Origin of the sequence: Chryseobacterium sp. SIMBA_029, assembly GCF_046535275.1 — a bacterium.
Lineage (GTDB): Bacteria > Bacteroidota > Bacteroidia > Flavobacteriales > Weeksellaceae > Chryseobacterium.
The window spans coordinates 1-22301 of record NZ_JAWRXA010000014.1; the positions used below are offsets into that span (position 1 = coordinate 1).

General features: G+C 35.9%; 19 protein-coding genes. 11 read left to right on the forward strand and 8 right to left on the reverse strand.

Features of this window, described 5'->3' with window-relative positions; all coding sequences use genetic code 11:
• Positions 1-137 precede the first annotated feature (137 nt).
• Both SB679_RS20840 and SB679_RS20845 read right to left on the reverse strand, forming a co-directional pair.
• A complete protein-coding gene (locus SB679_RS20840; RefSeq protein WP_410704236.1) occupies positions 138-1907 on the reverse strand; it encodes a TonB-dependent receptor in 1770 nt (589 codons plus the stop codon).
• A gap of 73 nt (positions 1908-1980) precedes the next feature.
• Positions 1981-4944 (reverse strand): tetratricopeptide repeat protein, encoded by a 2964-nt coding sequence (locus tag SB679_RS20845; protein WP_410704237.1) that lies wholly within the window; start codon positions 4942-4944, stop codon positions 1981-1983.
• 174 nt (positions 4945-5118) lie between these two features.
• Here SB679_RS20845 and SB679_RS20850 point away from each other — a divergent pair, with 174 nt between their 5' ends.
• Both SB679_RS20850 and SB679_RS20855 read left to right on the forward strand, forming a co-directional pair.
• Positions 5119-6795 (forward strand): APC family permease, encoded by a 1677-nt coding sequence (locus tag SB679_RS20850; protein WP_410704238.1) that lies wholly within the window; start codon positions 5119-5121, stop codon positions 6793-6795.
• A gap of 118 nt (positions 6796-6913) precedes the next feature.
• Positions 6914-7264: an Mpo1-like protein gene (locus SB679_RS20855; RefSeq protein WP_410704239.1), complete on the forward strand. Its 351-nt coding sequence runs from the start codon at positions 6914-6916 to the stop codon at positions 7262-7264.
• Between the two features lie 76 nt (positions 7265-7340).
• On the opposite strand, the gene SB679_RS20860 is transcribed toward SB679_RS20855, so the two are convergent.
• Positions 7341-9362 (reverse strand): hypothetical protein, encoded by a 2022-nt coding sequence (locus SB679_RS20860; RefSeq protein WP_410704240.1) that lies wholly within the window; start codon positions 9360-9362, stop codon positions 7341-7343.
• 148 nt (positions 9363-9510) lie between these two features.
• On the opposite strand from SB679_RS20860, the gene SB679_RS20865 reads away from it, so the two are divergent.
• Positions 9511-9858: a DUF4377 domain-containing protein gene (locus SB679_RS20865; protein ID WP_410704241.1), complete on the forward strand. Its 348-nt coding sequence runs from the start codon at positions 9511-9513 to the stop codon at positions 9856-9858.
• A 69-nt stretch (positions 9859-9927) separates the two neighbouring features.
• On the opposite strand, the gene SB679_RS20870 is transcribed toward SB679_RS20865, so the two are convergent.
• Positions 9928-10857, reverse strand: coding sequence for an SPFH domain-containing protein (locus SB679_RS20870; RefSeq protein WP_410704242.1), 930 nt, complete (start codon positions 10855-10857; stop codon positions 9928-9930).
• Positions 10858-10912: 55 nt separating this feature from the next.
• The gene (locus tag SB679_RS20875) at positions 10913-12268 is read right to left on the reverse strand and encodes a deoxyguanosinetriphosphate triphosphohydrolase (RefSeq protein ID WP_410704340.1); all 1356 of its coding nucleotides are present in this window, start codon (positions 12266-12268) and stop codon (positions 10913-10915) included.
• Between the two features lie 46 nt (positions 12269-12314).
• Here SB679_RS20875 and SB679_RS20880 point away from each other — a divergent pair, with 46 nt between their 5' ends.
• The 4 genes from SB679_RS20880 (at position 12315) to SB679_RS20895 (ending at position 15318) form a co-directional block, all read left to right on the forward strand.
• On the forward strand, positions 12315-13379 hold the full coding sequence (locus tag SB679_RS20880; RefSeq protein WP_410704243.1) for a hypothetical protein: 1065 nt from the start codon (positions 12315-12317) through the stop codon (positions 13377-13379).
• Entirely contained in the window at positions 13379-14113 is a 735-nt protein-coding gene (locus SB679_RS20885) for a DNA-formamidopyrimidine glycosylase family protein (protein WP_410704244.1), read from the forward strand. The genes SB679_RS20880 and SB679_RS20885 overlap by 1 nt, the downstream gene beginning before the upstream one ends.
• 156 nt (positions 14114-14269) lie before the next feature.
• Positions 14270-14893: a class I SAM-dependent methyltransferase gene (locus SB679_RS20890; RefSeq protein ID WP_410704245.1), complete on the forward strand. Its 624-nt coding sequence runs from the start codon at positions 14270-14272 to the stop codon at positions 14891-14893.
• Between the two features lie 26 nt (positions 14894-14919).
• Positions 14920-15318, forward strand: coding sequence for a YybH family protein (locus SB679_RS20895; RefSeq protein WP_410704246.1), 399 nt, complete (start codon positions 14920-14922; stop codon positions 15316-15318).
• Positions 15319-15366: 48 nt separating this feature from the next.
• Here SB679_RS20895 and SB679_RS20900 read toward each other — a convergent pair whose 3' ends face one another.
• Both SB679_RS20900 and SB679_RS20905 read right to left on the reverse strand, forming a co-directional pair.
• Positions 15367-16092, reverse strand: coding sequence for a LytR/AlgR family response regulator transcription factor (locus tag SB679_RS20900; RefSeq protein ID WP_410704247.1), 726 nt, complete (start codon positions 16090-16092; stop codon positions 15367-15369).
• Positions 16089-17144, reverse strand: coding sequence for a sensor histidine kinase (locus SB679_RS20905; RefSeq protein ID WP_410704248.1), 1056 nt, complete (start codon positions 17142-17144; stop codon positions 16089-16091). The genes SB679_RS20900 and SB679_RS20905 overlap by 4 nt, the downstream gene beginning before the upstream one ends.
• Before the next feature lie 219 nt (positions 17145-17363).
• On the opposite strand from SB679_RS20905, the gene SB679_RS20910 reads away from it, so the two are divergent.
• Complete coding sequence (locus tag SB679_RS20910; protein ID WP_410704249.1) at positions 17364-17792, forward strand: hypothetical protein; 429 nt, start codon at positions 17364-17366, stop codon at positions 17790-17792.
• Positions 17789-18763: a DUF6268 family outer membrane beta-barrel protein gene (locus tag SB679_RS20915; protein ID WP_410704250.1), complete on the forward strand. Its 975-nt coding sequence runs from the start codon at positions 17789-17791 to the stop codon at positions 18761-18763. Before SB679_RS20910 ends, SB679_RS20915 begins: the two co-directional genes overlap by 4 nt.
• Before the next feature lie 163 nt (positions 18764-18926).
• Here SB679_RS20915 and SB679_RS20920 read toward each other — a convergent pair whose 3' ends face one another.
• Positions 18927-19262, reverse strand: coding sequence for a DMT family transporter (locus SB679_RS20920; protein ID WP_410704251.1), 336 nt, complete (start codon positions 19260-19262; stop codon positions 18927-18929).
• A gap of 1196 nt (positions 19263-20458) precedes the next feature.
• Between SB679_RS20920 and SB679_RS20925 the strand changes: the two genes are divergently transcribed.
• Both SB679_RS20925 and SB679_RS20930 read left to right on the forward strand, forming a co-directional pair.
• Positions 20459-21187, forward strand: a complete 729-nt coding sequence (locus SB679_RS20925; RefSeq protein WP_410704252.1) for an AAA family ATPase — start codon at positions 20459-20461, stop codon at positions 21185-21187.
• Between the two features lie 130 nt (positions 21188-21317).
• Positions 21318-21932 carry a hypothetical protein gene (locus tag SB679_RS20930; RefSeq protein ID WP_410704253.1) on the forward strand — a complete coding sequence of 205 codons (615 nt, stop codon included), beginning with the start codon at positions 21318-21320 and terminating at the stop codon, positions 21930-21932.
• The last annotated feature ends 369 nt before the right edge of the window (positions 21933-22301 follow it).

The following is a 22301-nucleotide window of genomic DNA, read 5'->3' on the forward strand; positions in this document are numbered from 1 at the left end:
GACATACTGGGTTTCTAAATGTTCTTCCATAACGATTCTTTTTTTGTGTATCGATATTTCAGGACTAGACATTGATAAAAACAAAAAGCCTTACATTTTAGAATGTAAGGCTTTTATTTTGTTGTATATTTTTTAGTTTAGAATGTAATCTTCACCCCTCCTACAACCTGTGCACCAAGAACTTTATAGCCTTTGTACGTTTGGTATTTTGAGCTTAGAAGATTATTTCCAAGTGCGAAAATGCTAAAATTCTTGTGAAATTTATACTCTGCGGAAAGATTTAAATCAGCATAGCCACCAACTTTATCGTTTTTGTTCTCCGTAGACTGATAAATCATCCCCGGATTCGCTATACCTTCGATAGCGAAAGAGTTTGTGGTTCTGTCACTTGCGAAGATTCCTTTGAATCCTAACAGTAGTTTTTTATCAAGCATTGTATATTTTGCTCCGATGCTTGCATTCAGCAATGGAACGTTATAAATATCTTCATAATTATTCAGATCGTACTTGGTAAAACGAACTTCACCGTCTATAATCAGGTTAGCCAAAGGAAAATACTGGATGCTTCCTTTGATGTCACTTACATTTCCGTCGTCATATACAGCGGAGAATGTATTCGCAAAATTGTAGGCAGAACGGTTCAGCGTAAATCCGTTGTCAAAAATACTGTTTCCTTTAAAGAACATAATATCTCTCATTTTTCCATACCCTGCCGAAACATCATACTTGATGGTTTCATCGATATCTCCTCTCAAACCTACATACAGATGATATTTGGTTTCTGTTGGTTTCAGATATTGATCAGAAACAAGGAACGGGTTTTCCTGCAGCATATCTCCGTACGTATTGATCTTCAGGCCTCCGTCTACCCCACCATAGAATTTAAATTCTTTAGCAGCAGCAAACTGAAACTCAGCCTGTGGAAACCAATAGGTCTTATTGTTTTTCATCTGCTCAGCCATCAGATCATTTGAATTTTTGGCATTCAGGAATGAAAATGCAGAACCTAGCATTAAATATGAATCTCCTTTTCTAAAAGTAACTTTCGGTGTTAGACTTGTATTGAAAAAATTAGATGAATTTCTGTCTCTGATAGCAAAATCCGTTTTTACAGCTTCTAGTCCAATACCTAAGTCTGCATTTAAGGTAATACCTGATTTACCCATCTCAACGGCATGTTTAGACAAATTAGCCAGCATGGAAACCTGGTTTTCCTGAGCATCAAAATGATCTTTTAAGAATGAAGATTTCACCCGTATATCATTTAAAATTTCATTGGAATAGAAGTCATAATATCCATTCACTTTAAACTGGTTGACTGTTTGCTTCAGATCAACATCAGAAGACGGCTGTAAGGCGTAAATGCCATAGTAATTGTAGTTGTTTAAGCCATACTCCGCATTCAGGTTAAGCTTCCCTTTATCACCATAAGAATTTACGAAAGCCCCGATGGTTGCAGAACTCTGCTTGGAATCCCAGTCGTATTCTTTTTTAAGTCCCTGAGTGGAAAGGAAATGGAAATCACCACCTACTTCAAGTTTATTCTGAAGGGTTTTAGAGATATTGGCATCTCCAAGGATCTTTCCATAGTTGCCCATTCCAAACTGGACGTAATTATTCTGTGCTGTTCCTTCAAATTTTGGAGCTACATCTTCCCCTTGAATCGTCGAAGTTTTGAAATCCGAAACCGCAGGAACATCTGTAATTTTGTATTGTACAGGATTCTGAGATTTCTCTTCCGGCGGATAATTCTTAATGGTTTCTACAGAAGTTTTCTTCTTTTCGATCTTCTTCACCTCCGGTTCTCTTTTTTTATTAAGAATCAGCTTCTCTTCTTTAATCTGGGAAAACGCAACCTGCGAAACTCCTAAAAATAATATGGATAATATTTGAATTTTTCTGTTCATTACATATTGTATTTATGTATTCACGTAAAATGTATTAATCGATATAATACTCATGAATACGATCGTACATTTTTTATTTCTTAATCTGCTTTTTAACTTCTTTCGCTTCTGCAACGATTTCCGGGAAATCCTTGTAATTGGCAATAATCTGGTCGCAGGTATAACTTGCCTGGTAATTATCTTTAAGACCGATGTAGTTCTTAGCCATTAGTACCAAAGCTTTCGCACCCCAGAATTCTTCCGATGCGTAGTTGTTAGCCAGCTTAAAAATCGTTTCATTGGAAGATTTGAACGCCTTCCCTTTATTTTGATAATAAGCCTTCGCATACAGCGCTTCTGCTGCTACAGAGGTATTCGATGATTTTTCAAGAGAAGTGTAAGCAGTCTGTGATTCTTTATCTTTTCCGGCATTCATCAGACTTCTTGCTTTAATCACTTTCGCAGTTTCAATAACGGCTGCTGAGTTTTTGGTATTAGCAATCACTGCATCCGCCAATTTTTCAGCCTGAGAGAAGTTCTTCTCTTCAGCGTACATCTTCATCAGTTCTACATTAGCATAATTTTTAATGCTTATATCAGAAGAGTTTTTGATGCTCTCCAAATATTTTTTAGCTTCTGCATTATTTCCCTGAGCAATAAAAATCTGTGCTAAACGGGTCTGCGCGTCATCCTGATAATCGTTCTGAACATTGGCAACTTCCTGTAAAACTAACAGGGCTTTCGTTGCATTATTAGTTTGATAATAACTTTCTCCCAATTCGTATTTAGCCTGATAAAGGCCTTCTCCCGTTGGGTTCTGCGTTAGATATTTTTCGTAATAAGAAATAGCATTTTTGTAATCTTTCTTCGTGAAATATTGTTTTCCTGTAGAAAGATTGATTTCGTCGATTTCAGAAGAAGCAACGTTAACTCCTATATTTTTCGCGAAATTTTCGTATCCTGAAACATCACCGTTTTTCGTAAAAATAGGTTTTGCAGCCTGAACGATTTTCTGAGCGTATGCAGTATTTTTATACTGCTCACCAAGAGATTTCAGTTCAGAAAGAGCTTTGTCACTCTGGTTCTGATCAATATAATTCTGTGCTCTGTAAATCGAAGCATTGGCAATAAGATCTTTATCAGAAGATGTTTTGATCACTTTTGCAAAAGCATCATTTGAATTCGTAAAATCATCCTGTGCGGCATATGCTGTTCCGATCTCATATTGTGAATCATCATAATATTCAGAATCCGGATACTTGGAAAGAAGCGTTTTCAAATTGTTAATCTTCGCCTGGGTATCTCCTTTAAATCCTAAAGCCATTGCTTTCTGATACAAGGTATAGTCGGTAGCATCTTCATTTTTATCGTAAATGGCAATGGCTTCATTCAGATCATTATTCGCATAATGGATATCGGCTAAACGAAGTTCTGCATCATTTTTAAACTCAGGTTTTGGGTTCGTCAGGTACTGCTGGAAATAGGTCTGTGCCTGATCGAATTTTTTAGACTTGAAATAAGCATATCCCAGGTCATATGGCAACTGCTGCTTTTCAGGGAAGGTTTCGTTAAGAAGCTTTTCATAACGTACAATCGCAGAAGGATAGTTTCCTTTCTGATAATAGGTCTGTCCCAGCCAGTACAGTGCTCTGCTGTTAAATTCTTTATTGATATTAAATCCTAAACTTCTCAGGAAATACCTTTCTGCCTCGTCATAATTTCCTTTGTTGAATTCTTCTGTTCCCAATAAATAAGAAACTTCCTGATCTACTTTATTGATATCAGGAGTAGAATTCTGCAATCTGTCGATGGCATTTAATGTCTCTTTATAGTTCCCGGAATACAAGTATGATTTCACTAAAAGCGATCTCATCTCCGATGCATTCGGGGCATTCTGATTTTCATTGATATAATTTTGAATGACCGTAGAGGCACTTTCAAAAGGGTTTCCGATATCGTAACTCAGTTTTGCATATTGTTCATGAGCCAGCTTTTTCACTTTAGGATCATAATCCATCTGATAAGAAGAACGGAACGCTGAAAGTGCTTCCTGCTTTTTATCTACTGCCAAATAAGCATTTCCTAATTGATAGTAGGCATTTTGAGCTAAAGCAGAATTACTGTTCAGAAGCTGATTGTAATATGAAACGGCTTCGTCATATTTTTTCAGCTGTGCTGCAACAAATCCTATTTCATACAGGTCATTTTCAGACGGATTTTGCTGAACGCTTAAATAGTCCTTCAAATGCGGATAAGCGGAAGCGTAATCATTTTTCATGAAGTAGCTTTCTCCAATGATTTTATGAACTTCTGCCTTGTAAGAATCGGAAAGATTTTCGTTGAGTAATGCATTCCCTTCCGAAATCGCTTTATCGTAATCCTTATCGTTATAATACATCTGTACATAATAAGGACGCACGAGTTTCGAGAACTTCGGCTGCTCTTTTATAGAATCAAAATACTGGAACGCTTTATCATTCTGTCTGTTGGAATAATATAAATGACCGAGCATATAGGCGATGTCTCCTTTTTGGGATTCATCAGCTGTTTTATAGGCTTCCTCCAGAGCGTCTACTGCTCCTTTGGTATCTCCGGTCATAAACTTAGCATAGCCCAACTTCAGGATATACTGTGTATTTTCCTCTTTTGAAAGCTGATACTGATTAACCTTTTTCAAGGTTTCCAACGCTTTATCAAAATCTTTCTTAGCAAGATAATAATCTGCCAAAGGTAAGTTAGCCTGAGCAAAATAGGCAGAATTCGGATATTCTTTCATAAAAGCAGTTAATCCTTCTTCAGCATGATTCTTCTGAAGGATAACCCCGATTACATTATCAAAAAACTGTGCACCTTCTTTCTTCGACCTCGACAAATTCTGATTGTAAAAATATTGTCTTGCATATTCATATTGAGAAGCACTGTATATTTTGGTCTGATAAAGATTTTCAGCTAGGTTGAATCTATAGTTTTCTTTCTGGGTAAAGTATTGGGACTGTTGAGCTTCGGAAACTCCGAAATAAAGCACAGCAGCCGCTAAAAGTATTTTTCTTGATTTCATTCTTTTTGAATAAAAAAATTAGTCTGTATATATCAACGAAAGTATTGAAAACTTATTGCTTAAACAAGTCTATAACGGGAGTTTAAGAAAAATATAGAAAATTTAGCCATTTTTTAACATACTTTTATAATTATCATTACATTTGTTTTTTTTCAAATCAAATATAGACATTGAATGAATCAGCTTTTTAGAAGAAAAATCTATTCAGAGACGGACACATCTACCAGCCTTTTAAGAGTTTTAGGCGTTTGGGACATCGTTTTTTTTGGCATTGCGGCAATTATTGGAGCAGGAAGTTTTAGCAGTTTAGGAGAAGCCGTTTTCAGAGGCGGTCCCGGTGTTATTCTGCTATATTTGATCTGTGGTTTCGCCTGTGGTTTTACGGCATTATGCTACGCAGAATTTGCCAGCAGAATTCCTACAGCAGGTTCCGCTTATACTTATGCCTATGCCAGTTTCGGGGAATTGATCGCCTGGATTATCGGCTGGGCCCTGATTATGGAGTATTCATTCGGAAATATATATGTAGCCTTTTCATGGTCAGATTATTTCACCAGCTTTCTACATCGTTTAGGCATGCATATTCCCGACTATCTTACCTGCAGTTACACAGAAGCTAAAAAAGCATTCATGAACGGTTCTACCAATACAGAATTGATTAACGCCTGGAAATCCGCGCCTCTAATCGGAAGCTTAAAATTCATTGTTGATGTTCCTGCTTTGGTCATCAACGGATTGATCACATGGCTTTGTTATGTGGGGGTTAAGGAAAGTAAAAATTTCAACAACTCATTGGTTATCTTAAAATTAGCTGTAATTGTGTTGGTTATTCTGGTAGGTTTCTCTTATATCAATACAGAAAACTGGACGCCTATCAATCCCGAAACAAAGGTTGCCTCTTTCATGCCAAATGGTTTTGCAGGAGTGATGAGTGCTGTTTCCGGAGTTTTCTTCGCTTATATAGGTTTTGATGCATTAAGTGTACTTTCTGAAGAAACAAAAGATCCTCAAAAGACATTACCAAAAGGGATGATCATCTCGCTTGTATTGTGTACTGTCATTTATATTGCATTAACATTGGTGCTTACAGGAATGGTAGATTACCGAAAATTTGACGGTATCGGAGATCCACTTTCTTTTATCTTTGAAAAAACGAATGCCAATGTCGCATGGATGGAACTGGTCGTTTCATTTGTAGCTATTGTGGCTATTACCACCGTATTATTAGTATTCCAGATGGGACAGCCCAGAATTTGGTACGCCATGAGCCGTGACGGGTTGATGCCTGAAAAATTCAAAACTGTACATCCAAAATATAAAACTCCTTCATTTGCAACGATCGTAACCGGTATTGCCGTAGGAGTTCCTATCTTATTTACAGATAAAACATTCATCCTTGATTTTACAAGTATCGGGACCATTTTCGCTTTCGTTTTGGTGTGTGCCGGAGTTTTAATGCTTCCTGCCAAAGAAAAAATCAAAGGCAGATTCCACCTTCCTTATATTAACGGTAAAATCATTTTCCCGGTTATTTTTATCGGGAGCTTAGTGGGTTTCTATCTATGGCAACCAGATTTTTTCCATGCCTTAATGGACTGGAAAGATCCTAAAGAAGGTGAATTCAGAGCATCGATCTGTGTTTTCATTATCATTAATCTGGTGCTTTGCATCGTTACTTTTATTAAAAATTTCTCTTTAATTCCTTTAATCGGTTTAAGCTCTTGTTTATACCTTCTTACCGGAATGAGCCACGAAAACTGGTTCTGGTTTGGGATGTGGTTTGCCGTAGGTCTGGTGATCTATTTCTTCTACGGTTACAGAAACAGTAACCTTAGGAAGCAGTCCGTTTAAAGAGCATTATTAAGAATAAAATATAAAGGTGAATTTGCTAATCTGCAGATTCACCTTTTTGCTTTTTTAGATTGGCGGAATTATTGCTTTGATCTCAATAATCATAAACTAATATATCATGTCTGAAAGAATAAAAACATATCGTGAATTTTATCAATTCTACCTTACCGAGCACAGTAAAACAGGAACCAGAATCTTTCATTTTATCGGAACCCTTCTGGTATTTGGGGTGATCTGGTATGTAATCAGTTCAGGAAAAGAAAGATTTTTATGGTACATCCCGATCTTCGGATACGGCTTCGCCTGGTTCAGTCATGCTGTGATTGAAAAAAATAAACCTGCCACTTTTACATATCCTCTTTGGTCTTTAATCTCTGATTTTAGATTATTTTTTGAACTGTTGATTGGTAAACAGAAATTCAGAGGAATTGCACCAAAACCCAAGGAAACCGAAAGTCCTGTGGTTTAAAAATAATTCCGGCGGCCTTTGGCCGCCGGAATCATGAACAATAGGATGTTTAGAATTTAAAACTAAAGTCCAAAACTTATTTAAATTTCTTTTTAAAACTGAATTTAAGCCGGTTCATCAATCCGGGTTCTATAATATCAACACCCAATCCAAAATTACTGTCTGCTACTGTATGATGGTCTGTTCTGAATGTCTCAAAGTCTTTTTGAGGGATTTCCAGATTAACGAGAGGATTGTACTCAATGAATACTGTGGCTCCGTTTTTAGTTACTTTCTTACGGCTTTTATAATCAAAATACGGATTGGCAATGGTGCTTTCCTGAACCGTATATTTTTCTTCGGTATCTATTTTATGATCCGTATACAAACTAATTTCATATTTTTCGCTGTCGAAATTATGCCAGAATGAAAGATCTTTATGGATAAAATCACGTGCGCTAGCCTTTACCACATTACGGTCAAAATACATTAAGAAACGGTTTTTCTGCGGATCTGTGTAATAAGGATTTTCAACGGTTGCCTGATAGTGGATCGTAAACTCATTCTGCTTTTTATCATCACTTACAATATCGATGGATGCATCCTTGAATACATTTCTGATATCCGTTCCGTTTCTATCACTTGAATAATTCAATCCGTAAAACAGGAAATTGTTCCAGCTGTCGACAATCTCTCTTTTATTGGTGCTTTTAAAATACCTTCTCATAGCATTCGCACGATTTCCTTTATACACTGTGGTCAGTTGTAAAGTTCCATTGGTATCCTGAGCATTGAATTCAATTTTTTCATTCACACAATAATATGGGAATTTATATGGCTTTCTTACCTGAAGCTCCTGATTAGGTTTTATTTCCAGGTAATGCATAAAATAGATAAATCCACGGTTTTCGATGAGCCCAAATTCATCACGGATGGTGGCATCAATGAAATATTCCTCTCCTTTGTAGTTCACTTTTACCACGACGTGATTAAAATTCAATAAAGAAGGCAGGTAATATTTAATATAAAAATCGGTATGAAAATTCACTAAAACTACAGAAGCATCCACTCCGATATAGTCCAGTATTACTTTTAACAATACTGATTTCGCTTTACAGTCTCCCTGCTTGTTTTCATAGGTTACAGCCGGTTCCTGTGGTTTATGGCCATTCATTTCATCTGCATTGAACACATAATAAATATGGTTCTGAACATATTCTATGGCAAACTGCAACTTTTCATCCTGATTGGGAATGGCATCGAGCTTTTCCACTAAATTCGGAGCAAATTCCGGCAACGAAGATTTGTTGAAAATTTCTTCATAAATAGGAGCAATATAATTGGAAAGATCTTTCCAGTTACTATCTGTAGCGAAGTCGATGTAAGGAAAAATTTCACGTCCTGCATCTACAGGATTGATATAATTTTCTTCTTCAATCACAAACTGCTCCCCTTTTTTCAAATAGCTGATTTCCGGTTCTAAAACATTTCCGTTTTCATCCCTGAAAAATGTTTTCTTATACGCAATCGTCTCCTCACGGTCATTGATCATCGTAAATCTAAAGCTTCCATATGCCCAATAATTATCCGGACTTACCCAAACGTATTTGGAGAATTCTTTTCTAAGAAAATCGCGGTCCGTAAAAGCTTTCACCCTGGAATCTTCCATGATCAGAACATCATACAGCCTCAGGTCTTTTATGGTGATATTAATCTTTTTATTGCTGCTTAATACTCCCCCGCTGCTCTGGTTTTCACTGTCCAGTACTTTAATTTTTGTATCGGGAATTTTATCAATCAGTACGCCATCTCTCAGCACACTGATTCTGTGAATGCTGTATACTTCATTTTCCTCAACCACCACATCGGTTGCTGATGCACGCTCTAAATTGCCTGGTTCATTCAGTGTGTAGGCCATGCAGGCATATTCACTGTTTTCAGTATTGCTGGTATAATATTTTTTATCTAAAAAATAGCAGTAATCTCTTCCTTCATCAATCTGTTTTTTTGCAAATTCAGAATCTTTGATCCTGTTTATAATTTCCTGATCTTCAATTATTCCCGCCCACGCTTCAGGTTGTTGGATTTTGTAATTTTCAGTTTGAATTTGATTATCCATATTATATTGTACTATTTATTTACTTGATTTCAATCATTAAGGGGGTTCAAATTAATTAATTAAAAAATAAAAAACAAGAGTAGAACCACGACAATTTCCGTAAATCAGTTCGGCATAATAATTGTCGGGTAAGGATAAAATCAGACTTATGAAAAGTATAGCAACCATTTTAAAAGGAGCAGTTCCTGCAGTAGCCTTATTTGCAATGACACAGTGCACAACCTCAGCCAATGCAACCAAAGGTGATGAAAAAACATTCATCGTGGGACCTCAAACTGCAGATTGTACGGGTGTTGCCCCAATGAAATGCCTTCAGGTAAAAGAAAAAGCTTCAGAAAACTGGACTAATTTCTATAGTAATATCGAAGGATTTACCTATGAACCGGGTTATGAATATGTATTAAAGGTAAAAACAGAAAAAATTGCCAATCCACCCGCTGATGCCTCTTCTATAAAGTACACACTGGTACAGCAGGTTTCTAAAACAAAGAAATAATACAGATAACAATTCCGGCGCCCCAATTGGGGCGCCGGAATTGTTTGTATCTCAAACTTCTGTAAGAATTTAGTGTTGATGATTTTTGGGAGGATCAATATGTCCTTTACTTGCCTCTCCTACAGTATTTGCAGTAGTCATCGCAACCACAAGGTCATTCAGCATTCCGCTTGCTGCAGTTGGTGAATTCGGAAGCAATACCAAGCTGCTTCTGTTCGTCGCTCCAATAGAGTGTAAAGTATCATAATGCTGGGTAACTACGATAAGCGCTGATGCTTCATGAGAGTTAATATCCACATTATTCAGCATTCTTACGGATTCCTCCAAACCTTTGGCGATCTCTCTTCTCTGATCTGCAATCCCCTGTCCCTGTAATTTTTTAGATTCCGCTTCCGCTTTTGCTACCGCTACAATTCTGATTCTTTGGGCTTCAGATTCGTATTCTGCGGCTGTTTTTTCTCTTTCTGCAGCATTGATCCTGTTCATGGCATGTTTTACCTGCTCATCGGGATCAATATCCGTAACCAAAGCTTTGATAATATCGTAGCCATAACTTTGCATTGCTTCCTGAAGTTCTGCCTTTACGGCAACAGCAATATCATCTTTCTTCAGGAAAACATCATCCAGTTTTAATTTGGGAACTTCTGCTCTTACGACATCAAAAACATAAGAAGTAATCTGATCGTGCGGGCTTTCCAATCTATAGAAAGCATCTGCCACCTGGCTTCTGATCACCTGAAACTGCACGGAAATTTTCATTTTCACAAAAACATTATCCAAAGTTTTGGTATCGATCATCACATCCAGCTGCTGGATCCTAAGATTCATTCTTTTTGAAATTTTATCTAAATAAGGAATTTTCAATTGAAGTCCTGCGTGACGGACCGAGTGAAATTTACCCAATCGTTCTACAATTGCTGCGGTCTCCTGCTTCACGGTAAAAAATGAAGCAAATAAGGTCACAAGACCAATGAAAATAATAATACCTAAGTACGCCATAGTTTAATTTTTTTTATGTGTTTGTAATTTTTTATATATAAAAAGGACGAAATTACTATACCGTCATCCCAATGTCGATTCCTTTTATTTTTCGGTATAAGTCGGTCGCATAATTGTCTGTCATTCCCGATACAAAATCAATCACACCCAATACTTTCTCATAGTCTGTCCCCTGCTCATATACAAACTGAATCGGAAGAAGTTTTAAAGCCATTTTATCATACGATTTTCTTTGACCTCCCGATTTCAGAACAGATGGTATAAAATGATCCAGCAATTCGTACATTACGTTGTATCCAGCATTTTCTATCTCTACAACAGCTTTATGGTTATAAATCTTGGCAATAGAGAACTTTTCTATTTCCTGCAATGCCGTGTTTTCAGATTTATACATATCCAGAAGCGCATGCTCCAAATTACCCTGAAGAATCGTTTCAAAATGCTGTTTATAGGTTTCTATTGATTTATTAATCAAAGCATTGATCACTTTTGCTCTTAAATAAGAAATTCTTTCATTATCATTGGAAATAGAAGCCAATTTATCTTTGATCCTTTTCGTATCGTTGCTTTCAGATTTTACCAATTCGAAAAACAGGTTCTCGCAGTCGGCAGTAGATACGATTCCCAGCCTGTGGGCATCTTCCATATCAATGATATTATAGCAGATATCGTCTGCTGCTTCTACCAGCCAGACAAATGGATGTCTTTTAAAAATATGGGGTTCTTCACTTTCTGAAATTAAATTAGTCGCTTTTGCAATTTCAAGAAAAGTCTCCTTCTCATTTTGAAAAAACCCAAATTTCTTTCTATGAATAATTCCTTTTTTCTTAGCAATGGCTTCACATGGATATTTTGCAATGCTTGCCAGTGTTGCAAAGGTTAGCTGGAGCCCGCCTGCATCTTTACCCTGCTGTTGGTGCGCTAATACACGTATGGCATTGGCATTTCCTTCAAAGTTAACGAGATCCGCCCATTCTTTATCATTGAATTTAGGTTTCAGATCGTTTTCATTTCTTTCAAAATAACTGGCAATGGCATCCTCTCCAGAATGTCCAAAAGCTGGGTTTCCAACATCATGGCACAGACATGCCGCCGCAATCACATTTCCAAGATTATGAAGATAAAAACTGCTGGAATCTTCAGTAAGTTCATTCCTGAAATTTTCAGAAATAAATTCTCCAATGATACTTCCCAAACTTCTTCCCACTGATGAAACCTCCAGTGAATGGGTAAGTCTGTTGTGAACAAAAACACTTCCGGGAAGAGGAAAAACCTGAGTCTTGTTTTGAAGCCTCCTGAATGCGGATGAGAAAATAATTCTGTCGAAATCTCTTTGAAAATCGGTTCTTGAAGCCTTTGTATGTGGATTATTTCCCGTACGCTGATTCGTGAAAATCTGGTTTAAGTTCATCATTTTTCAAAATTAAGTTTTAAATTTAAAATTCGAAAGAAACTGCATGAAAAATATCCTTTTATTCCTTCTTCCTATTTATTTTTTCTCTCAAAATAGCAACACTCCAAATCTTTGTTTTGGTGATGGCACTCGTGAATATTTTGGAAAACTTTTGGTAAATGATTCTGAAGAAACGATTGTATCTGAAAATCCCAGTCATATAAAGTTCTACGAAAACAAAAATCATATCAGCTATGAAGAGGATAAGAAAAACAGATACGGGGCACCACCAGCTAACGAGCAGACTTTTCAAAAATGGCATAACGCTTACGAAAAAAAATACGCCGGATTTACAAAATACTTTGGTAATTCATTCAGCTATATTCAGATCCAGACTCACAAAAAAGAGTCTTTTGCACTTGCAGAAAACAGGTTTGGATATTGGCTGTTAGAAATTAAAAATAACAATCCAAAAGCCTATTATATCGGATTCAGTAAATACACTCATCTCAATTATCATCAGGATCAGCCTTTTATAAAAGACAATATTCTTTCTGTATCCGGAAGTTTTGTAAGGAATCTTCAAGCAGTAAGATATCAAACTATTGAACCGGTAAAAGATTTTCTGACCTTTGAAGTACCGTTAGATGAAATCCGAAAAGATTCCGATCAGGATGGATATAATGATTTTTTTGAGCATTTAATTTACTTAAATCCCTATTCAAAAGACAGTGATCAGGATGGAATCTCTGATTTCTTTGACACCAATCCATTATATGCCTCTGAAAGCAATAAATTTTCAAATCTTTACGAACAAATTATTGATGGCAGATCAGAAAATGCTGACAATCCTTATAATTTTGATGTATACCGTTCAGATTGCGAATATTTCCAACAAGTCAATTCTAAAAAAAACCGAGTATTAATACTCAATGAAAAGCAGTCCTATCAATTTGATGAACACTACAGAAGAGATCTTTATCCCACCATTTATAATAAAATAATTAAGGACCCAAAGGATAATATATTTCGCATCCCATACCACACAATATCAAGTGGTGGCGAAATTATTGCTGTATATGAAAATAGACAATGGACTATCACTGAACATCAAACCTATATCATCTAATGCCTGAAGGACCCTCTATACTACTCATGAAAGAAAACCTGCAGAAATTCGCAGGTAAAAAAGTGGTGGAAGCATCAGGAAATGCTTCTATTGATACCGACCTGCTGGAGGGAAAAACTCTGCTTGAAATCCGAACCTTTGGAAAACAGACCTACCTTGTCTTTGATGAGGTGAGTGTAAGAATTCATCTTTTAATGTTTGGATCTTACAGCGTTGATGAGCAAACCAAACCGGATAAAAACCTCCGGCTGGCTTTACTATTTACGAAAGGTGGTATGTATTTCTATACCTGTTCTATAAAACTCGTTGATCCTGAATTTTTATCGGCCATTGATTGGGAAGCTGATATTTTAAGCGATGACTGGAATCCTGAAAAAGCCGAAAAGAAACTGAAAGCCAAACCGGAAATGATGGTATGTGATGCACTAATGGATCAGGATATTTTCTCCGGAGTCGGGAATATTATTAAGAACGAAGTTCTGTTCAGGATCGGCGTTCACCCTGAAAGCCTGATCGGAAAACTACCCGCTAAAAAACTAAAAGAACTCATCGCTGAAGCCAGAAATTACAGTTTCGATTTTCTGGAATGGAAAAGAGCATTTGTCCTTAAAAAGCACTGGCAGATTTACCATAAAAAAACATGCCCTATCTGCGGGCAAAAGGTAATCAAGAAAAATACAGGGCTTGGAAAGAGAAGTAGTTTTTATTGCGAAAAAGATCAAAAACTGTATTAGAAAACACATCACCTATCTATAAAAAAACAAAGTATTTCTCTTTGCCAGTAAATTGTATGTTTTTTGTCATGCATAAGCCTTTGCCATTCGTTTTTTCGTAATTTAACCCTCAGAAAAAGAAGATTTTTCGATAGTCTATTACTTAAAAACAAAACCATGAAAGATAGTTGGACCCACCGATGGGACGAGCGATACAGCAGCAATGAATTTGCATACGGCACAGCACCCAATACTTATGTAAAAGAACAACTGGAAAAACTTGGTCCCGGAACTATCCTTTTTCCGGCTGAGGGAGAAGGGCGTAATGCCGTTTTTGCAGCAAAATCAGGCTGGGAAGTTTCCGCATTTGATATCAGTGCTGAGGGAAAAAATAAAGCTTTACAACTTGCAGAAAGTAACGGAGTCACCATCGATTATCAGGTGGGTGAACTTCAGAACCTTTCTTTTAAAACAGAACAATTCGATGTGATCGCATTAATCTACGCTCATTTTCCTGCGGAGATCAAATCATCTATCCATCAAATGCTTAGTCAGTATCTCCGCAAGGGAGGGATGATTATCTTTGAAGCATTTAGTAAAAGCCATCTGGATTATGTGTTGAAAAACGAAAAAGTCGGCGGTCCAAAAGACATCGGATCTTTATTCTCCATCGACGAGATTAAAGCAGATTTTCCGGATTATAATTTTTTAGTGCTGGAAGAAACCGAAATTGAACTTAATGAAGGGCTTTTTCACAATGGAACAGGATCCGTAATACGATGTGTCGCACAAAAAAGATAATCACCAGATACAAAATTAAAAAAACAATGCCGCAAAATTTTGACAGAACCCAACCCGCTGATGCTGTAAACTTCTTCAGACACTGCATCCTGACGGGTAATGTAGAAGGTGCTTTAAGCTGTTTCGATAAAGACGCCATCTATATTGAAAGAGACGGAGACGAAATAAAAGGATTGGAAAACATCAGAAAACCATTAGAACATCTCTGTGGTTGGAAACCCAATATTCAGGGGATTAGGCATAAAGCTACTGTTGTGGGCAACCTTGCGGTATGGGCTGATAAATGGATTCTGAAAGCTCATGCACCGGATGGAAGCCCTATTGAAATGAAGGGAGCAACAACCTGTATGATGAAAAAAAATGAAGCGGGAATCTGGTTATGGCTTGTAGACAATCCGTTTGCAGGACAACTATTTGAGGATTAATAGTAGCTTCCAACCTCCCTCTTCCAGCCTCGGGCTCTTTCATATTATTTAAGATTCGGGATTCAGAGAATTTCCTGAGTATCGTATAAAAAAGTCTGATTTATATACTTCACCCAGCGGAATTTCTGAATCCTCGATGTAGATATTATGATTGTCGAAAGAATCAATATAATCAATGTTCACCACATAAGATTTGCTTACCCGTAAAAACTTATTTGCCGGAATTTTCTGATGAATCGTCTTCAGATTCATAGCGGTAATGAGTTTTTGGGTCCGGGTATGGATAACCACATAATCTTTCAGGCCTTCAATAAATTTAATATCAGAAAAATGTATTTTGTAATACCTTCTGTCTGCTTTGATAAATAGAAAATCTGCCGTATTCGATTCCACCGTATTTTTCACAGTGTCTTTGGAAAGAAGGTCTTTATACAAAACTGCTTTATTGATCGCTTTTTCCAGCCGTTTTTTCTCAATTGGTTTCAGAAGATAATCTACCGCATCCAGCTCATAACTTTTAAGCGCATATTGTGAATAGGCTGTGGTAAAAATCACAAGTGTTTCTTTTGGAAGCAGGGCCGCAAACTCCAGGCCGGTTACCGAAGGCATTTCAATATCTAAAAAAATAAGGTCGGTTTCTTTGGTTTTTAAAAATTCCATAGCAGCAGGAGCATTGGAAAAACTTCCCAAAATATCAATTTTGGAAACTTCATTAATCAGCGACTGCATTTCTGCCCTGGCCAGCGGCTCATCATCTACAATAATACAATTCATACGGGAACAATTAAATTTACAGTGTATTCTTTATCGGTGGAAACAATATCCAAATGATAGGTATTGCGGTACAAAAGCTCCAGACGTCTTTTAATATTAGCCAGTCCCAACCCGCCGGAATTCTTCTCTGCAGGACGATAGTCCGAATTTCTGGAATTGATGCATGTAAAATGAAGTTTTTTGTTCTCAATCATTATATGTATTTTAATATAATATTCTTTTCCGCTGATATCTACACTGTGTTTTACAGCATTTTCTACAAACGTTGTAAATAAATTGGGCGGAATAAAAATACTGTTCAATGTCCTTTTATCAATAGCTACATTCATATCTACAGAAAAATCTTCCCTTCTTATTTTCTCCAGGTTGATAAAATTGGAAAGAAACTCTATTTCGGAAGTTAGTAAGGTTTTTTCCTCTCCGTTTTCATACAACTGATAGCGCAGGAACTCAGACAATTTCATGATCACTGTAGTTGCTTTTTCCGGATCGGTTCTGATCAAGGCTTTGACATTATTAAGCATATTAAAAAGGAAATGCGGATTGATCTGATTACGCAGTTCATTAAGTTCCATCCGAAGCGTCAGGTTACTGAGTTCTGTGATTCTTTTATTATCCCGTATCCATTTCTGGAGTAATTTCACAGTGGTTGTCATCATAATAATAGAAATACACATCATCGCTCCTTCATACAGACCGGTCTTTCTGCTTTCTCCCTCCATGCTATTCAGGCGGTACTCAGAAAAAAGATGATTAAATCCATAGCCGATCAGATTAAGTCCTCCTATTCCCAACATCAATAGAAATATAACGTATACAATATATCTTGACCGAAAGAAGAATACAGGAACCAGCACATACATATTAATATAAGCCATGATCACCAGTGATGTATAGACAAACGCCAAAGCGTAATACTGGTAAATCCCGGAAAACCAATGCCAGAACCGGGCAAAGTACATCAGCCCGAAAAAGAAAAGCAAAAATGTACAGTGCCTCCAAAACCTGTATCGGTCTTCTACCAGAAAATCGATGATTAAGGTGTCTTTCATTTTCGGCGAATGGTATCCTGTCATGTTTCAGCACTTTTATAAGTAGAGACAAAAATAAGTAATAACGGTATTCCTCTCTATAATATTATACCAACCCTGCATTTTATTATACCAAGTTGAAAGATTCCGGATTTGGTATAAATTGTAAGGCCTTTGGTATAAAAAATAAATCTTCTAACGCTTTTCTCTATTCCTTTGTCTCGTTCAATTTACATGCTTATGGAATTAGCCGTTTTTCAGGAATTAACTGAACAGATAACATTAGAATGCTTTTTTATGACGGATTCTCAACAGGAGGAAAAAGTGATTCAGCTTATCGACCTGCATCATTTTATAGAATGTTATGACCACAAGATCATCATTCTTAATTACCTGCACCACTCTATCAATATCATTGAAGACCATGGGATAAGAAAGGGAATTTTATTTTATGATCTGAAACATTCAGCCTCATTGGATCTGAATGCCAATGAAGATTTTAAAAGAAAAAACAACCTCAAAGAACTCTGGTTTGTATTTGTGGAAGAAGATACCGGGAGCAGCTCACCAGGAAACTATACCCATTTTATCAGTGAAAACAGCATTGATATCTATTATGACAGAATATTTAAGTTCAGCTTTTTTCAATCTATAATCCACTTACTATGAAAACCTTAAGAAAACTCTTCATTCCTATCGCATTCCTTCCCATTAAAAATCTAATCTATGCCCAGAAACGGGACAGCATTCCCATTAGGGTACGGGCATTTGTTGCCGATAAATTTCCACAGGCCAGAGATCTTAATGTGGAATATACCCATGTGATGCCTTATCAATACACCTCCAGGTTACAAAATGGGGATTTGCCCGATAATAAAGTTAAAAGTTTCCAGCAGGTAAAAGCGAATGCCAATATTTATTTCATTAAAAAACAGAAATGGATGCTGAGCACTTCCCTAAACTACCGCTACACCTCGCTCAATACAGAACATCCGGTATTAGCCGAAGCCACCCCGCAGGAAAAAGATTTCCATTACCATTCTGAAGCGTTGAATTTCAGTTATTTTTCAAGATTGTTCAATAAAACAGCCATTTACAGCGCCACTGCTTCTGTAGACGGCAGCGAACAGCATTTTGAAAGGATCCGCGGTATGGTAACCGGTTCTCTTGTATTGAAAGCAACGCCAAAAACTAAAATAATGCTGGGACTTGCCGCTTTTATTGATCCCAGTGCACAAATTCCGATCCTTCCTATTTTTACTCTTGAAAATAAGTTTGATAACGGCTGGGTACTGGATGTATTGCTTCCTAAAAAAGTACTGATCAGAAAAGATATTTTCGCCAATGGAAGAATTTCCTTGGGAACCGAAATGGACAACACCTCATTTTACATTTACCGCTCTGATAAAACCTATGAATTCCGCCAGATGGAAATCAATTCCGGAGCGATTTACGAGCATAATTTAGGGGGAAATTTTATAGGCACTTTAAAAACCGGAATCCGGGCAACGCCACGAACAAGAATATTTGAAAAGCAGGAATCTTTTAAAGATTATGTCTTTGAATCTACCAATAAACCAGCATTCTATTTCAATGTCGGAGTTTCTTATAATCCTTTTGGAAAGCCGAGGGTGAGGTAGTTTTGTTTGGTTATTAGTTTATGGTTGTTGGTGTTTGGTGCTTAGTGTTCTCTGTATAATTTATAATGTATAATGTATAATGTATAATGTACGAATTATGAAGTGAGATGTCTAATGTCTGATGTCTGAAATCTAATATCTATTATCTAAAAAACCCCACTCATCAATGCGTTCCCATTTTAGAAAAAACATTAATAATGACGACACCAATAACGATCAAAGCTATTCCAATAATGGCAGGAAGATCCGGAACCTGCTTAAAAGCTATGATTCCAATCAGTGTAATAAAAACAATTCCCACTCCGGACCAAATAGCATAGGTAATTCCCACAGGGATTTGTCGAAGAGTCAGACTCAGAAAATAGAACGCTGCCGAATATCCTATGATAGTCACCACCGAAGGCCAAAGCTTTGAAAATTCTTCAGATTTTTTCAAAAAAGTAGTAGCGATAATTTCAAACGTAATCGCCAAAGCAAGAAAAATATAACTGCGTCCCATATTTACTTTTTACACAAAAGTAACGAAAATAGCTTTCTTTTCCATTAAAAGAGAGCTGTAGATCATGGAAAATCAATATTGATTTTCATTCTGTAATGCATGACAATTTTCTTATCATATTAAAAAAAATCCTTCCATCGAGTGATTAAAATTTGTAAGCCTTTTTTGAAAAATCGAACTGAAAACCAGTTCAGTCTCCTTTCAAAATAACTCATTATACTTAGATATATTTTACATAAGGTCATGATTTTTTTTGATTTCTGATTTTATTATTTTGTATTTATTTGACAAGATTGCGTCCCAAAATAAAACATAAATACCTGAAATAATGATACTTAAAAAATACATCTTCATAAAATAAAATCTACCATCCTTCATAAAAACGGACAATTCAGTTTAAAAACGTGACATTATTCAATAAATAGTGACAATAGGTCCGCCATTATTGTCATAAAACATGACAGATTGAAAATAAATTCAGTGGTAAAAATTCAGACTGAAAAATAAATTTTATTAACATAAAAATTCGTTTCACGAAAAAAATTCATGCTGAAAAATGGTACCGTTCGGCAATATTATGCATACCATTCCTTCTTTTTTGTTTTATCAAGTCCAATATATAAGTGTTCAATTGATTGTCAAATTTTCAAAATTTTACAGATAATATAATAAACATATTAATAAATTCTCAATAACACATTAATTTAATCTAAACAAATGTTCACTAAAAACGAACAATAAACACACATAACATACTGATATACATCATAATGATTTGCTTTGGCACATGATTTGAAAGTAGTAATATTGCAATTGAAAGATTGATAAAATAAAGTCAAATAATTAAAAATAAAACAAAATGATCACTTACATCGGAATCGCAACATGTTTAGTAGTATTCGCTTCTTACTTTATGACTGTAAAGAGAGAAAACAACTAAGAATTTCTAAAACCGTATCTTCTGACTTAAGAAGGTATGAATTGTATTGTTTATGTTTATATCTGGTCACCAGATTCGCTCTTTTACTCAACCGGAGTAAAAGAGCTCCAAACATACAATACCCTATTTCAAAACAAATTTTAATATATATAGTTTGGCCGGACTCCCCAGTTCGGCTTTTCTTTTTTTCATAACCGGACTTCAAACTTTAAGAAAGTTTTATCTTTGTAGTCAATAAAGCGAATTTCTTTTACTCATGAATCTGTACAATCTCATTATCCAGGACAAAGAACAAGTTACCTTACAGGATGTATTCCTTGATGGCAACAACAGGAAACAATTTGTACAGCTTATCAAAGAACACACTTACCTCAAAGAACTGCAAGAATACGGACTTCCGGTCAATAATAAAGTATTGCTTCAGGGAAGTTCAGGATGCGGGAAAACGATGACCGCAAAAGCGCTTGCGAATGCTTTGGGAAGAAATATTCTTATTCTTAACCTCAGTAATATTGTTTCTTCGCGTATCGGAGAAACATCACAAAATATCAAAATGATCTTCGATAAAGCCGGCAGGGAAAGGTCTGTTTTATTTCTGGATGAACTCGACCAAATTGGGAAAGCCAGAGGCAGTGATGATAAGGATGTCGGGGAAATGAGAAGACTGGTGAATACTCTGATCCAGCTGATCGATTATTATCCTGAAAATGCGCTCTTACTGTGCGCTACCAACCACCCTGAGATCATTGATACTGCGTTAATAAGACGTTTTCAACTGAAGATCAACTACGAAATGCCTTCTCACGAATTTTTAAACACCTATTACGATAGCCTGATGTCTAAATTTCCAGAAGATCTAAGGAATATTGAGCGTAAGTATAACATCTCTTTTGCAGAAGCGAAGGATTATGCTTTTACATTAGTGAAAGGACGTTTGATTGAGAAATTGGAGACTCAACAAAAAGTTAGAATACAAACAGATTAAAATGATGAAAACATATACATATTTCTTCATTTTCTCATAAAGGCAATATTTATTACTTTTATAAAAATATAGACTGAATCTACTTAAATACTGAAGATCAAGATTATTAACTGAATGTAAAGATGAATTGATGACAAAAAAAATTTCAATTTTAGTAATAACATGGTTAATTTTTGTGTTTGCCTACTATTTTTATCTTCCTTATTTTGTTCAACCATTTTCCTGGCTTTTAGTCTGTATTATCTTGCTATTTTTATTTGTTAGACAGGTAACAAAAACAATAACAGAACGTAAAAACTTAAAGGAAAACAGAATATTAAATCTCCCTACAACATTCATTTTATTTTTCCTGATATTTTATAATTTCAACAAAATTCCAAGCTCAATAATTGAAAAAGTTGACCGGACAATTTCTTATAACAAACGTAAACAAATAGTAGAAGAAGTTTTAAGTGAAAAATTGAGGCCTAATACAAAAATGAATAATGGTATTTGTAAACTTTCATTTGATTTTCCAATTATTTCAAACGGAGGAAATGACATTTGGATTTATAAAAATAAAACAGAAAACACAAAAACTATTAAATTTTGGATTTCCCGTGGTTTTTTTGAATCGCCACAAACTTATTTTATATTCACAAATGACAATGAAGTAAAAAAACAATACGAAAAGCAAATAAAAATAAAACCTGAATCTAATTGGAAGTTAGAAGAAAACTGGTATCGGATAATGGAGAGAGATTAATCAACTGCAAATAAATTAGCCCATTGACATTGCAGAAATACAATCATTGATATACATAGAAGTTTTGAATTTTGGAAGTATAATTATTGCTCTCTGCCAACAAAATAAATCAAGTGCTAAAAATTATACTATTCCACTCATTTCCTATTCATCACATACTGAATCCTCATTAAAATAGACGATTCGGTATCTTTTTTGCTCGTAAAACAGTAAAAACCAAACAATTATATTTATGATTAAAAAATTACTTTTGGGCTGTCTGTTCATGACAGTAGTTTTCTTGTCCTCATGTGATAAACATCGCAATGCATCACAGACAAAGGACAGTGAAGTATCTATTCAAACCGTTTCAATGGTAACTTGTGTCAC

Coding starts and splice junctions, on each gene's coding strand:
- SB679_RS20915 (WP_410704250.1), top strand. CDS start 17,789: ATGAAAACCTTAAGAAAACTCTTCATTCCTATCGCATTCCTTCCCATT.
- SB679_RS20855 (WP_410704239.1), top strand. CDS start 6,914: ATGTCTGAAAGAATAAAAACATATCGTGAATTTTATCAATTCTACCTT.
- SB679_RS20840 (WP_410704236.1), bottom strand. CDS start 1,907: ATGAACAGAAAAATTCAAATATTATCCATATTATTTTTAGGAGTTTCG.
- SB679_RS20865 (WP_410704241.1), top strand. CDS start 9,511: ATGAAAAGTATAGCAACCATTTTAAAAGGAGCAGTTCCTGCAGTAGCC.
- SB679_RS20895 (WP_410704246.1), top strand. CDS start 14,920: ATGCCGCAAAATTTTGACAGAACCCAACCCGCTGATGCTGTAAACTTC.
- SB679_RS20930 (WP_410704253.1), top strand. CDS start 21,318: ATGACAAAAAAAATTTCAATTTTAGTAATAACATGGTTAATTTTTGTG.
- SB679_RS20845 (WP_410704237.1), bottom strand. CDS start 4,944: ATGAAATCAAGAAAAATACTTTTAGCGGCTGCTGTGCTTTATTTCGGA.
- SB679_RS20885 (WP_410704244.1), top strand. CDS start 13,379: ATGCCTGAAGGACCCTCTATACTACTCATGAAAGAAAACCTGCAGAAA.
- SB679_RS20850 (WP_410704238.1), top strand. CDS start 5,119: ATGAATCAGCTTTTTAGAAGAAAAATCTATTCAGAGACGGACACATCT.
- SB679_RS20905 (WP_410704248.1), bottom strand. CDS start 17,144: ATGAAAGACACCTTAATCATCGATTTTCTGGTAGAAGACCGATACAGG.
- SB679_RS20910 (WP_410704249.1), top strand. CDS start 17,364: ATGGAATTAGCCGTTTTTCAGGAATTAACTGAACAGATAACATTAGAA.
- SB679_RS20880 (WP_410704243.1), top strand. CDS start 12,315: ATGAAAAATATCCTTTTATTCCTTCTTCCTATTTATTTTTTCTCTCAA.
- SB679_RS20870 (WP_410704242.1), bottom strand. CDS start 10,857: ATGGCGTACTTAGGTATTATTATTTTCATTGGTCTTGTGACCTTATTT.
- SB679_RS20875 (WP_410704340.1), bottom strand. CDS start 12,268: ATGAACTTAAACCAGATTTTCACGAATCAGCGTACGGGAAATAATCCA.
- SB679_RS20900 (WP_410704247.1), bottom strand. CDS start 16,092: ATGAATTGTATTATTGTAGATGATGAGCCGCTGGCCAGGGCAGAAATG.
- SB679_RS20925 (WP_410704252.1), top strand. CDS start 20,459: ATGAATCTGTACAATCTCATTATCCAGGACAAAGAACAAGTTACCTTA.
- SB679_RS20920 (WP_410704251.1), bottom strand. CDS start 19,262: ATGGGACGCAGTTATATTTTTCTTGCTTTGGCGATTACGTTTGAAATT.
- SB679_RS20860 (WP_410704240.1), bottom strand. CDS start 9,362: ATGGATAATCAAATTCAAACTGAAAATTACAAAATCCAACAACCTGAA.
- SB679_RS20890 (WP_410704245.1), top strand. CDS start 14,270: ATGAAAGATAGTTGGACCCACCGATGGGACGAGCGATACAGCAGCAAT.